The 12,721-nt window shown below is 53.1% G+C and carries 11 protein-coding genes; 7 read left to right on the forward strand and 4 right to left on the reverse strand.

Annotation, left to right across the window (positions count from 1 at the left end; genetic code table 11):
• The first annotated feature begins 38 nt into the window (after positions 1-38).
• The 3 genes from SBG41_RS03360 (at position 39) to SBG41_RS03370 (ending at position 4,322) form a co-directional block, all read left to right on the forward strand.
• Positions 39-1,055, forward strand: a complete 1,017-nt coding sequence (locus SBG41_RS03360) for an ABC transporter ATP-binding protein (RefSeq protein ID WP_317896136.1) — start codon at positions 39-41, stop codon at positions 1,053-1,055.
• Positions 1,052-1,777, forward strand: coding sequence for an ABC transporter permease (locus SBG41_RS03365; protein WP_317896137.1), 726 nt, complete (start codon positions 1,052-1,054; stop codon positions 1,775-1,777). The genes SBG41_RS03360 and SBG41_RS03365 overlap by 4 nt, the downstream gene beginning before the upstream one ends.
• A gap of 118 nt (positions 1,778-1,895) precedes the next feature.
• Entirely contained in the window at positions 1,896-4,322 is a 2,427-nt protein-coding gene (locus SBG41_RS03370) for an AAA family ATPase (protein WP_317896138.1), read from the forward strand.
• A 7-nt stretch (positions 4,323-4,329) separates the two neighbouring features.
• Here SBG41_RS03370 and SBG41_RS03375 read toward each other — a convergent pair whose 3' ends face one another.
• From SBG41_RS03375 to SBG41_RS03385, 3 genes are read right to left on the reverse strand one after another with little or no spacing between them, the layout of a single operon-like run.
• Positions 4,330-4,476 (reverse strand): hypothetical protein, encoded by a 147-nt coding sequence (locus tag SBG41_RS03375; RefSeq protein ID WP_317896139.1) that lies wholly within the window; start codon positions 4,474-4,476, stop codon positions 4,330-4,332.
• Positions 4,469-5,029 carry a YfgJ family double zinc ribbon protein gene (locus SBG41_RS03380; RefSeq protein WP_317896140.1) on the reverse strand — a complete coding sequence of 187 codons (561 nt, stop codon included), beginning with the start codon at positions 5,027-5,029 and terminating at the stop codon, positions 4,469-4,471. The genes SBG41_RS03375 and SBG41_RS03380 overlap by 8 nt, the downstream gene beginning before the upstream one ends.
• A 58-nt stretch (positions 5,030-5,087) precedes the next feature.
• Positions 5,088-8,339: a clostripain-related cysteine peptidase gene (locus SBG41_RS03385; protein ID WP_317896141.1), complete on the reverse strand. Its 3,252-nt coding sequence runs from the start codon at positions 8,337-8,339 to the stop codon at positions 5,088-5,090.
• Between the two features lie 324 nt (positions 8,340-8,663).
• Between SBG41_RS03385 and SBG41_RS03390 the strand changes: the two genes are divergently transcribed.
• The 4 genes from SBG41_RS03390 (at position 8,664) to SBG41_RS03405 (ending at position 12,424) form a co-directional block, all read left to right on the forward strand.
• Positions 8,664-9,185 carry a PaREP1 family protein gene (locus SBG41_RS03390; RefSeq protein WP_317896142.1) on the forward strand — a complete coding sequence of 174 codons (522 nt, stop codon included), beginning with the start codon at positions 8,664-8,666 and terminating at the stop codon, positions 9,183-9,185.
• Between the two features lie 271 nt (positions 9,186-9,456).
• Positions 9,457-10,629 carry a hypothetical protein gene (locus SBG41_RS03395; RefSeq protein WP_317896143.1) on the forward strand — a complete coding sequence of 391 codons (1,173 nt, stop codon included), beginning with the start codon at positions 9,457-9,459 and terminating at the stop codon, positions 10,627-10,629.
• A gap of 5 nt (positions 10,630-10,634) precedes the next feature.
• Positions 10,635-11,465: an ATP-binding cassette domain-containing protein gene (locus SBG41_RS03400; protein WP_317896144.1), complete on the forward strand. Its 831-nt coding sequence runs from the start codon at positions 10,635-10,637 to the stop codon at positions 11,463-11,465.
• 11 nt (positions 11,466-11,476) lie between these two features.
• Positions 11,477-12,424: a hypothetical protein gene (locus SBG41_RS03405; RefSeq protein ID WP_317896145.1), complete on the forward strand. Its 948-nt coding sequence runs from the start codon at positions 11,477-11,479 to the stop codon at positions 12,422-12,424.
• A gap of 96 nt (positions 12,425-12,520) precedes the next feature.
• On the opposite strand, the gene SBG41_RS03410 is transcribed toward SBG41_RS03405, so the two are convergent.
• The gene (locus tag SBG41_RS03410) at positions 12,521-12,703 is read right to left on the reverse strand and encodes a hypothetical protein (RefSeq protein WP_317896146.1); all 183 of its coding nucleotides are present in this window, start codon (positions 12,701-12,703) and stop codon (positions 12,521-12,523) included.
• Between the last annotated feature and the right edge of the window lie 18 nt (positions 12,704-12,721).

The following is a 12,721-nucleotide window of genomic DNA, read 5'->3' on the forward strand; positions in this document are numbered from 1 at the left end:
ACCACACTATATAGCTTGGCCTAGGGGATGCTAAGAGGGTGGGGCAGGCTGTTCCTTTGCCCGTGGTAGAGGCCGAGAACATTGTTAAGCGCTATGGCAGGGTCGTGGCTCTAAGAGGCGTCTCATTCACGGTTCCGGAGAGCGTGATATATGGGCTCCTGGGCCCGAACGGGGCTGGAAAGACGACCACTATTAAGGCGATAACTGGCTCGGTCAAGCTGAGCAGTGGCAGGGTAAGGGTCTTTGGCCTAGACAGCTGGGCCCACAAGTACGCTGTGAGGTCCAGGATAGGTGTTGTACCCGAGCTGCCCAGCCTCTACCCGGAGCTAAGCGTTGAGGACAACCTAGCCTTCATAGCCAAGATGTATGGTGTCCGTGGACAAGCCCTCCGGGAGAGGCTGCGAGAAGTAGCCGAGACAATGGGCTTGGCGAAGGTGTTGAAGACTAGGTACGGTAGGCTCTCAAAGGGCTTCCGGCGCAGAGTAGACATAGCGGCTGCACTCATCCACGACCCCGACCTCCTAATCCTTGACGAGCCGACGTCGGGCTTGGACGTGCTTGTTGCCTCGAAGCTGAGGGAGACGATAAGGGGGCTGAGGAGGCTAGGCAAGACGATAATATTCTCGTCCCACTACATAGATGAGGCAATGTCTCTATCCGACATGGTTCTGCTACTCTACAACGGCGTCAAAGTCGTAGAGGATACTCCGGAGAATATTCGGAGAATGCTCGGCCTAAGCAAGAGGGTCGCAATCCTGCTCGACAAGGCTCCTCCTCGCAGCGAGGCCGAGAAGCTGCTACAAGAACTACGGGGAAGCGACATTGTGGGGGAGCCGAGGCTTAGCGGTAGGAGCATGGAGTTCTCGACAAAGAAGCCTCATGAGGCGCTGAGGCTCCTCGAGGACGTGTTGAGACCCCTGGGGATAAGCATTGTAGATATAGATGTTCTGCCCCCGTCGTGGGAAGAAGTGTTCAAAACCATAATCTCTCTAGGCAAGCTGCCAGCCGAGGCAGCAAGGGCCCAGGCTAAGGCCAGGGGGGTGGGAAAGGGGTGAGGAGGGCTCTCCACATATTCGCCAAGGACATGAGGGAGTACTATCTCAAGGCCCCCGTGATTAGCTGGGGCCTATTGTTCCCAGTGACGGCAGTGGTCTTGATGAGCCTCGGGCTGGCCGCCTATGGGGAGAACAGGCTTGTGCCGGGAATGATTGTCCTCAGCCTATTGTTCGCCGCAACCAGTATGGCGCAGGTGGCCGTGGCGTTCGAGAAGAGGAGTGGCAGCTTCCAGCTCCTCTTGTTCATGCCTATCCCGCCGCACGAGCTGCTACTCGGCAAGTCGCTTGGCGGGATAACCTATGGCTTCATCGGTGTCGGGGTTGCAGGCCTCATAGTGTACGCTACCACTGGTCACACGATGCTGCTTCACCTGGGCTTCTTTGCAGCCGCAGTGCTATTGGGGTCTCTAACCTTCACCTTACTGGCCCTCGCGATAACTCTGCCGCTCGAGCCTGTCTCAGGGGTAGCAGTGCTAAACATAGTAAGGTTCACAATGGTCTTCCTAGGGGGCATCGTGTTCCCGAAGGTGGTGTTCCCGCGCCAGCTACTGCCCCTGGCCTACGCCATGCCCTCTACATACGTTGTTGAAATGATAAGGTACAGCATGTACAATACGTGGGACTATGTGGACCCCTATACCTCGCTAATAATGTCGATAATAATGTTCGTGACTGTGGCGCTTGTAACCGCGAGGATAACAGATAAGGTGCTCTACCCCTAGCCCTTCGCATTACCCGGCTACACGGACACATAATAGCTAGTGTTAAGAGGAACAACGGCGCAGATATAGCGGGGAGGAGCCACCTCCTCCACCTAGCCCTGCACGGAGCTTGGTACTTGTGGCTAGGCTTAGGGACGACTTCGAGGAAGTCGCCAGGGTTTTCCGCCTACTCTCGAACCCTGGCAACATCGAGTTACTGGCCGTGCTCTCCAGCGGCGAGTTCAACCCGAGGGAGCTGGCCCGGCTTCTCGGCCGAGACGAGACCGATGTCTCTAGGAGGCTTCGCCGCCTCGAACGCATGGGGCTTGTCTCTGCAGAGTGGCGCCGCGTCTCAGGGCGAAACATCAGAGTCTACAAGCTACGCGGTAGCCGCCTATGCCTAAGGATAAGCAAGAAAGGAGTAGGTATCGAGAGCGGCGGAGAAGGCGTAGACCCTGCTGCCCTCGCGAGGCGCCTAGGCCCGGTCCTTGCTCCTCCACGTAGCTCCTCGTGGTTCGTGGGCAGGGAGAAGGAGCTAGCAGTCCTTGAGTCGAGCCCGCCCGGGCTCCTGGTTGTTGTTGGGCTACCGGGCTCCGGCAAGACCTCGCTGCTAGCAACCCATGCTTCTAAGCTGAAGAGCCCAGTGGCATGGTACACGGTGACAGGCTACGAGTCTCTCACACAGCTACTGTGGAGAATCTCGCTGTTCGCGGCGTCGCTCGGCGATACCAGCCTCTATGAGAGGCTCGGAGCCGGAGACATCGGCGTAGGTGAGGCGGCTAGGCTGCTCGCAGACATACTTGACAAGTACGGCGCGGTGCTCGTCCTCGACGACTTCCACAGGGTGAGCGATAAGCACATAGCAATGCTCGTAGCCGAGGCCGCGCCAATGCTCACCGAGGCCAGGATAATAGTTGCTTCGAGGAGGAAGCCTACCAGCCTCCTAGCCGAGGTCCCCGGCGCCCAGGTACTGAGCCTGGGCGGCCTTTCCCCGAGGGAGGCAAGGGAGCTTCTAGCGAGGCTTGGCGTGGAGCTCGATGCGCCGAGGCTCAGCATGCTCTACGCGGCTACGCAGGGCTACCCGCTCCTACTGAAACTCTTCGCGGAGCTAGCTGCGTCCAAGGGCGTCGATGAGGCTCTAAGACTGCTCCATGAGAGGAGGCTGGGCACACAGTTCTGGGACAGCATTGTGGCGGGGCTAAGCGCGTCGGAGAGACAGGTTCTGGAGCTGCTTGTCGACCTAGAGATACCTGTGCCCGCCGAACTGGTAGCGGATACGTGTAGCTGTAAGGCGCCAGTGGCTGCCCTCTACCGTCTCCTAGACCTTGGCCTCGTGACGGAGGCTGGTGGGGGCTACGTTGTCCGCGACATAGTGTTAAGGACTAGGCCGAGGAGACCCAGGCTCAGCAGCCTATTAGGCGCTGGTGAGTGGTTTGTGAAGAGGCCCAGGCCCGACCACATTGTTGCAGCGCTGCACCTCTTCCGCAGAGCAGGCGACGAGAGGAAGATTGTGAGGACGATTAGGACACGTATAGCCCGTATAGGGCATGAGATGGCCCTTGTGAGGGATACTTATGGCCGGGAGCTGGAGGAGGCGTTGGAGAGTACTAGGAGCGACTATGCCCGTGCCTACCTCTTGGCCGAGCTTGCTCTCGTCGCGAGAGAGCGGGGAGACTACGATGGCTCATTAGAGCTGCTTAGGAAGGCGTGGATGCTTACCCGCATGTATAGGGATAGTTGTCTACTGCTCAACATCGTCGGCCACCTCCTATGGCATTATCCCTTGAAGCTGGGCGGCGGAGAAGCCGAGGAATTGCTGAGAGAGGCTGAAAAGATTCTCGGGAATTCACGTGAAGACCCATGCCTCCTCGGGGCCATGGACGTCTACTACTCCAACCTTGCAAGGTACTACGCCATGAGGGGAGAGGTCGGGGAAGCGCTTAGCGCTATCCGGCTAGGCCTCTCTGTCGCCGAGAAGAGGGGCAACCCCAGGGAAGTAGCGTTCTCTAGGGCTCAGCTCGCCCTCGTGCTCGGGATGATGGGGAGGCTCGAAGAGGCCATAGCTGAGGCCGAGGAGGCTCTCGGAAGGCTCCTCCTAGACGCTCCGGAGCCGCTGCTTGCCAGGGTAAAGTGGATACTTGCCGAGCTCTACCTGCGGGCAGGGAACATTCATGGAGCCTACCGCTACGCGTACGAGGCGAGAGAGGCCTTCATGAAGCAGGGCCACTACTCTTCAGCTACCTCAACGATGGCTGTAGAGGTTCTCTCACTGATAAAAATGGGGTCCTATAGCACAGCGTACAGGGTGGCAAAGGAGCTCAAGAGCATTGTTGAGGAGAAAATAGGTTCCTGGAACGGATCAGAGCTAGACGGGCTCGCCGTTGCTGCCGCCTACCAGCTCGCTGGCAGAGATGCAAGAAGATTCGCAGAAGAACTCATAGAGGCTCGGCGTAAGAGGGCGGTAGCGGTTTCGCCTATTGATGCAGCACCCTATATTGAGGCTCTCCGCGCCGCTGGCCTAGACAGCGTGGCCGATAGGCTCGCGGAGCTGGCCAAGCAACTATAGCAAGTATTCATGATACTAGCATCATGTAGTACTGGCGCTCAGCCCAGAGCACCTTCTCAATAGTCTTCCTCGGGAGCCCAGTAACCTCCTCGATAAAGTCTACTAGCTCGCTAGGTATCTCTATCTCTGAGCCGCTCTCGCCACTCCTACTCAACGTCAACGTACCTCCTGCAGTTATAGCAGTACCACTTCCCATACTCCTCTATGTATGACAGTGGTAGACCGCAGCTAGGGCAACGGGGCACCTTTGCCTCAACCTCGGCGGGTATCTTGACGTACTTCTTGCACCGTGGACAATACCATTGCTTCTTCCGCGGCTCGTAGATCAGTGCGGAGCCACAGCTAGGGCATCTAGGAATAACATGCTTCTCGGCTCCTGATTGCACCCTTGGGCTGTTCAGTGCCTCAGCGTGTGCAGTGACAGTGCTTGGCTCTGCGGAGACGGCTGTGCTGATTCCCGGGGCGCTGGCCTGCTGCTCTATCGCTTCAGCCTCATAGCCTTCTCTCAACAATATAATGTCCCCCACGGAGTGTATGGATTTTACCGGTATAGCCATGTTCTCGGAGCCCTTCGAGACAACTAGGTATAGTTGGAGGTCTCCTTCCTCCTTGCTCATCAAGCCTATATCGGTTACTGTGCCTATGTATCTCGCGTCCAGATCGTAGACTTTGAGCCCGACGAGCTTCAAGTACTTGGAGCTAGGCACGCGGACTAACACCTCCTATTCTTCTCCATGCGCTGCTTTGGGTGATACGGGAAAGAACCTAGGCTGGCGGAGGCGGTGGAGGAGCTGGCGGCGCTGCCTCCTTCCTACGGATAGCTATGTACGCTATTGCGGCAGCCAGTGCTATGGCTGGGAGCACGTAGTAGGTTTTCCCGCTGCTCCTCCTTGCCGGTGATGCGGGGCTTGTGCTCGGAGTAATCGTTTCCGTGCTCTGTGTTGAAGCCTCCTCGGTTGTTGATTGCGATTCGCTTGTTCTGCTTGTCTCCTTGCCGGTGGCTGTGCTCTGCGTGGTTATGGGTATTGGCAGTGTGAGGCTCATGTCGCCGTGAGTGCTTGTCCTAGTAGTTGTTTCTCGACCTGCGGTGCTTGTTTGTTGGCTGCTGGTTGTCGGCGAGGCTGTTGTGCCTGTTTGTGTGGTGTGGGTGGTCGTTGTCTGTGTATGCGTGGTTGTATGTGTGGTGGTTGTCGGTTCCTGGCTCGTGGTCGTCGTGCTCGTTGGGGATGCTGTACTGGTTGTTGCGGTCTCCGTGCTTGTCGTGGTCGTGGTTGTCTCCTCGCCTTCGCTGCTTTGTTGTAGTTTTGAAACCCTTACTGTGACCTGGCTAGTCTTGCCCGGCTTCACGGAGGCGCTTGTGAGCCCTACTTCGCCGCTGGGGGTCACTGCTAGTACCTCGTACGTGGTGGCAGGGATGTTTCTCAGCTCGAATGAGCCCTTGTCGTCCGTTACCGTGGTGTAGACCTTGCTCTGCCTCGGCACGGAGACGGTCACAGTAGCGTCTGGTACTCCTTGGCCATTCTCGTCCACGACTCTTCCGCGCAGAGAGCCCTTTGTCTCAACATAGTTCGTTACACTGTGAAGCTCTACCCGTAGGCCCTTGCCCTGGAACGCCACGTACGCCACCTCTAGCCTGCCATCACCGTCCATGTCGAGGGCTAGGGGGATCTTGGCAGTGCTCCCTGTGAACAAGTGGTCTAGGCGCAGCTCGAGCCTAGGCCTATCAACGAAGCTGAACACCCTCATATTGAGGTCGTCGAGGACTCCTTCCTCGTCCAGTACGCCGAGCATGAATATTGCCTCGTTGACTCCGTCGCCGTCTAGGTCGAAGACGCTGACAGACTGCACAGTGTCGCAAATACTTGCCGGGAACTGTATTGTAGCGTACTCGCCGTACCGTGCGCGGCCAACGTCTATGGTGAAGATTGTTGCGCTGCACTCCTGGCTACTAGCCGCTATGAGTTCTGGCGCGCCGTCGCCGGTCACGTCGCCTGCATCGAGGTCGTTAGAGCTATAGGGTATGTGCATCACGGTGTCTAGCTTGTTGCCCCTATACCGGTATACGTACACAGTGTCCATGTCTGGCAACGGGCTAAGCTCTGTATCGTAGTGGTTGACTCCCACGGCTAGGTATAGGCGGCCACTAGCATTTACAACAGCTACCCCGCTTATCGAGGTAAGTACTCCTTCCTGCCCGCTCGACACCTTAAACTTGCCTACGAGGTTGAACGTGACCGCATCGACCACGTAGATGGCGCCATAGACGTCGGTAAGGTAGCCCTCGTTGTCTACCTCGTAACGAGTACCAGCCACGACAAGCTCTGCGTGGCCATCCCCGTCGAGGTCTGCCACTGCTAGCCCCGAGACCTCGAAGAAACCTATGCTACCAGTCACAACGACCTTGCCTGTCGAGGGGTTTATGCGGAAGACGTGGGTCTCGGGTATGCCGTCGCTACCCAAGTAGAGCTGGTCGGCTACATAGACGTCCTCAACGCCGTCCCGGTCAGCGTCGTAGCTGGTGGCAAGCACAGGGAGAAGGAAGTCCTCTGGATTCTCAGCCTTCTCGACAACCTTGTCGACCAGCTTCACGAGCCTCCCGTCGCGTAGCCCGACAGCCACATAGGAGGCCACCATTACGGAGCCGTCAGCATCCTGGCCCTCTGCTGCAAGCACTGCTACTAGCTCGTCCCCGGGCCTCTTATCGATGTTCAGCCTGCCGAGGGCGGAGACCAGGGAAGCCCCCTCGCCAGCCGCGGCAGCATTGCTCGTCTCTACGTCTCCGCTCACCGAGGGGTTCTCGGATATCTCTGGCTCAATGTTCACAGCCACAGCGAGTGCCTTGGACCATCCCGTCTCCGAGCCGAATGAGGTGAGCCTATTGTACGCCTCCACGAGGTTCTTCCGGGGATAGAATATTGCTACCCCGTTGCTCTCAGCCTTGCCTGGGCCAGCATAGTTTGCAATCCTAGCCTCCACAAGCTTATCAGCCAGCGCCACCGCTGCTCCGCTGAGCCCGTGCTTGGCAGCCTCTCTCACCAACTGGACATAGTCGACAGTCACGCCCCCCGTGTCCTCCAGGGCGCCGTACTCGTCGATGCGGCTCCTCACCGCCTGCATTACGCTAGGATGCTGAAGGGTGAAGGCCGCCAAGGACTTCACGCCTTCAACGATGTCTCGGCGGCTCAGCTCCCTCATGTCGAAGGCAGAGAGAGTGGTATCCATCATGCCCCGCGACTCGTAGAACTCCCCATAAGCCTTGACGAGGCCAGCGAGCAGCTCCCTTGGAGAAATACTCGGGTTAGAGACGAGGATCTCGAGCATAGAGTCCAAGGGCCACCCGTAGCCCGGCTCAAGCTCCTCCGAAGCAACAACGTAGTCAGTGAGGCCAGCGACACTGCTAAGAGTCTCAAGAGTCGCCATGAGGCAGGCATCGAAGCCAACTATGTCGAACCTTATCCCCTCAGCCCCCAGCTGCTCGAGAACACTCCTCAGCTCGTCAAGCGTAAGGCCATCGCCGCCACTAGAATCGTCGTATGCCACCCCGAACCCGCTGCCATGGTTCCAGAGGACCAGCATATAGTGCTCAGCAGGAAACATCTCCACAGCATACTCTACGAAGGCGCGAAGAGTAGAAGGGTCACCCATATCAACTTCTCCGAGATCCTTGAGCAGCTTAGACCCTATACCAGGCCCCGGGTGCCGCGCCGCAAGGTAGATACGAGTACCACTCCAATCACCATAAGCCTCAATACCCGGTATGTAGGCAGCCGCCTGGGCCTCATAGTTCTTCGGCGAGCGGTCAAGGATAAAGACTACCTTGATGTCCTGTGTCGAGCCAATCTTCTCCAACTCCTCTACGTCGAGAAAAGCATTCGGCTCCAAATTATTATCGGCATCAATGTAGACGAGGATAGTCCACTTAGCCTTATGAGTCTCCGCGAACACTGGGACAGAGAAAACAATTCCGGCAACAAGTACAGCGAAGACAAGTACGGCTAACAAAACCCTTCCAGACATATCATATCAGACCAATAATAGAGGGGAAATCTAGCAATGGTTAATACTGGGTTTGATCACTGCTTTTCAGAGCTACCCCCTACCCCAAGACACCTAGGATTAAGCAAGCTATACTACTTGCCTCGATAATAGCGCTGAGAGCCTAGGATATCAGCTTGGAGATTAGCCCCTTGCTATCGTCAGCGAAATAGTAACTGGCGCCACTTGTACTAGGCGCGAATAATGCCTGCTATTTTAGAGGCCAAGGATCCCGCATCAACGTCGGCCATCTTTCTAGCTTAAAAGCTTCAGCTATAGAAATAATACCAAGTGGTGGTTTCGACTTTGGCTCTATCAGAGACCATCCGGCTACCTCGTAGCATTGCTCAACGTCTCCGCCGAGAGGCTGAGAAGCAGGGTATGGGGCTGGAGGAGTATCTTGTAGAGCTTGTTGCGCAGGGCCTGGATCCGCCGGAAAGGGCGCTTGAGTACATTGAGGCTGCGCGAGAACTCCTAGAACAAGCCTGCGAAGAACTGAAAAGAGGAGATGTGAGGCAGGCCGCGGAAAAGGCCTGGGGGGCAGCAGCACTAGCAGTTAAGGCATACGCGGCCTGGAGAGAAGGGAAAAGGCTTACGAGCCACGGAGAACTTTGGAGATACACCCTAGTACTGCGCAAAGAGCTAGGAGAATGGGTTAGCAATGCATGGGCACACGCAACGGCAATGCATGTCTGTTTCTACGAAGGATGGTGCAGCAAGGAGCATGTAGAAGACGCGATAGAGGAAATAGAAAAACTCGTGAAAACAATCGAAGAGAAAATTGAGAAAAACCGCGCGAAAACTAGCCAAGATAGTTCCTCTGCATAGATACCTTAAAGGACTTAAAGGAAAAATATAATTAAAGAAAATCATACTTTCGGAATTGATAATTGATTAGAGCAGTACATTGAGTGAAAAACTTTGGATGAGTCGTTGCGCGATCTTGATACTTGAGAATACTTGTATTAATAGTTGAATTGAAGCAAGTGATGCTGATAGCAGCAGTATTGAACCATAACTATATAGGTAATTATATCTAGGATATCCACATATGAAGTACACGCTGAGGCTTAGTGAGTAATAGCATGTGGGGGCAGACATGAATCCATCTTTTCTAGCAATATCAATACTGTTTGCATTCTTTCTACTTGTATTTGCTAGCAATTCTTATGTTGTGATTAGCGATGCAACCACTGGAAAATATATTCATAGCTTGCTCGTTATAAATAAATATGGATACATTGGTGTATATGTATACTATAGTAAAGATGTGAAGAAATGTAAAAAGATAATAAATATAGATAAAAAGAATATAAATATTCTAGAAAAATATAATATTTCAGATCAATTATACAAAGTAATTCAATCTATACTTGATATTAACGTTACAAGCAAGATAACTTTATACTTGAATGAAAATAGTCTTTGCTACCTATCATTTGAATATAATATATTTAGCAATATAGATAGGGCAGTAATAACGGGGATAATAAATAATGACGGGAAATGTCTAGATAATATAAGCTTCTACGATATTTTGGAAATGGATCCAGTTATTTCTATTTTAAGAAAAATTGGGCCGGTCGGCATATATGTGAACTATAGTTCAAATAGCTATATGGGCAGTTGTATTTCTGAGATAGCTGGAAAGATGTTCTATCTTCCGGGTAATGTGTCTCTTTTAAAGAAAGTGTGTGCTTATTATCTGCCCTCTAGCCTGGGTCTTCCCCGCGTAGTCGTTACAACTACGGGTAGTCTCTTAGGTTTCAAAACTCTGGGTGAGAGGTTTACTCTTCGTGTGCTTGTAGCGAATAGTAGCGTATCTAGTAATAGTGATAGTCTTGGTAGTATGCTTTCATTGCCGTTGATGATAATTATTAAGGCACCTTATATGAGGCCCTTGAAGGCTCTTATTGTTTCAAACACTAGTAGGCCGAAGCATATTGAACTAAATTACACAAATGAGACCGGGTTTGTTAAGATAGTGTTCGATAAGTGTAATTGTTCTGCTTATGAGCTCTTTTTGACTTTTCAGACTGTGAAGAGCGGTAATTACACGATAGATGTTGATGAGAAGGTCTTTACCAATAAAGGGGTTGTAACTATTGGCCAGTATGCTTGGTTCATTTATCCGCATAAATGTGGTGTTATAGAGGTAGAGGCTCCTCCGGTGTCTAGGTACGATTCTTCTAGCTATTTGCATTTTCTTATTTTTAGTTTAATCATTTTATTTATCTTAGCAATATACCTTGTACTATATATGAGGAGGTAGACGATATGCTTCGCCTACAAGGTGTCGTGAAGAAGTATAGCGGCAAAGTAGTTCTGGGCGATGTAAGCCTTGCTCTGAGCAGGGGTGTTGTACTCCTTGTTGGGCCGAATGGTAGTGGTAAGTCTACTCTTCTCCGGGTAGTTGCTGGCCTGCTTGTTCCCGATAAGGGGGAGGCCTCGTGTGGGTCACGCAAAGTGTACGTGCCGGAGACCGTGCCTAGGCGAAGCTTTGTCAACGCTTTCGACCTCTGCGAGGTCATCGGGGATTGTGATCATGAATTCTTGGCTAAGTTGGCTAAAGAGCTTGGGGTCTACGAGATTCTAAGGAAGAGTTTTAGAAGATGCTCCATGGGTGAGGCTAGGAAGCTCTTCATCTCCTCAGTACTAGCTGCCGCTTGGAGGGATAGGATCGGCTGTATTCTCGTGGATGAGCCCTTTGCTAATCTTGACTCTTTTTCTCGCAGGAAACTCTGGGGGATTCTCCTAGAGTATCGCGAGGAGAAGGGAGTCAGCGTAATGATGCTTGCCAGCCACGTCGTTGACGGGTACATGGTGCAAGAAGCTACTCATGTTGCCGCCCTACGAGATGGACACCTCTACATGAAACCGGTGGATGAGCTTAGGCATGAGGTTGAAAGGTATAGGTTCTACCTGGGGCCTAGCAGCATGTGTAGCAGGATAGCGGACAGAGGCACCGCAGCCATACATGTAGGTGATTATTGCCTTATTGTAAGCGAGGAGAAGCTAGGCGAGAATCAACGTGTCCATGGTGTTGATTTATTCTCGAACACGGATGCATTGTACGCGTACATAACTAGTATAAGTGCTACCAATTAGGTGGCGGCTCCTTGTACATTAGGTTTCTCAGACTATATGGATGGCTTAGGCTGCTACTCGTCATAATTGTCTCCTTGGTTGCCATGCTTTCTCTCTACTATTATTATGCTAACTGGACTCCGCCTGGTTTAGAAGAACTGATAGTGAGTCTCCGCTTCGCTGGATACAATGTGGATCCTGGAAACCCGTATAGTGTTATTAGTGCCGCCAAGGAAGCAGCTCCTCAGCTCCTGGACAAGCTCAACAAGGTAGCCGTGATGGCTCCCTACGACGCGATTAATTATAGGCTTGGGTTCCTCGCCTCCGGCCTCTCAACTCTATTGCATAGCATTATACTATTCTTTGCCATTACGTGTACTGGTGTGTTGCATGAGTTGTTCTCAAGCGGTGTCTACTCAGTGATGGCTGCTCTGCGAGGCTCTCGCGGAAGAATATTAGCCAGCTATACCTTGTCCCAAGCCCTGTTCTACACCGTACTAAGCTTCGTTGCCTTGTCACCGATACTCCTTGCTCCGTGGATAAATGCGTGGATAGGCTTCCGCGGAGTCGGACCCTCTCTCTTCCTCGGCGCTGTTTCACTTAGCCTCTTTGTCCTAGAACTCTTACTATACATGCTGCTTGGCGCAGTGTTCGCGTACCATGGCAGGTTCGCCGAGTACGTTATAGTAGCAGCGACACTGCTACTCGTGCTACCCTTTATACTGGTCGAGTTCCTTTCACCATTCATCAATGAGGCGTTGGGCAAGACGCTCTTCGTGATCTTCATGCTATTTCGCCCAATGAATGCCGTACCAGGGGTAACAGAGTACATTGTAGCAACTACGGGCATAGATCCTCAGGCTAAACTATTTGTATCAATTAGTGCTCCCGCAAAGCTCTCTGTCCTAGGCATACTTATTACTATAGTCGTAGAGGCGGTGTACCTACACTATGTTCTAGAGAAGAAAGGTGTTCCATGAGTATTTTCTGCCCTCTTAACCGGGCCATGGTATTCACTAGTTGTACCTAAATAAGCCATAGCAAACGCAATAGAGCCCCATGCAGCTCCACGCCTCTTATACATGGCCCTTTAGAGCCCTCAGCTTCTTCACATGTTCTACGTGGTCTAGGTATCTGCTAAGCAGCTTAGCTCTGTCTTCCTCGGCTTCAGCTGCATCGCCGTAGACCAACACGGCTTCCTCTGCTATTACTGCGCCGAGGACCGGGTCGTCAAGGACATCTATTATGACTATGTCCACTGGTGCTTGTAGTGCGTC

The organism is Pyrofollis japonicus, assembly GCF_033097485.1.
Lineage (GTDB): Archaea > Thermoproteota > Thermoprotei_A > Sulfolobales > Pyrodictiaceae > Pyrofollis > Pyrofollis japonicus.

Coding starts and splice junctions, on each gene's coding strand:
- SBG41_RS03385 (WP_317896141.1), bottom strand. CDS start 8,339: ATGTCTGGAAGGGTTTTGTTAGCCGTACTTGTCTTCGCTGTACTTGTT.
- SBG41_RS03395 (WP_317896143.1), top strand. CDS start 9,457: ATGAATCCATCTTTTCTAGCAATATCAATACTGTTTGCATTCTTTCTA.
- SBG41_RS03400 (WP_317896144.1), top strand. CDS start 10,635: ATGCTTCGCCTACAAGGTGTCGTGAAGAAGTATAGCGGCAAAGTAGTT.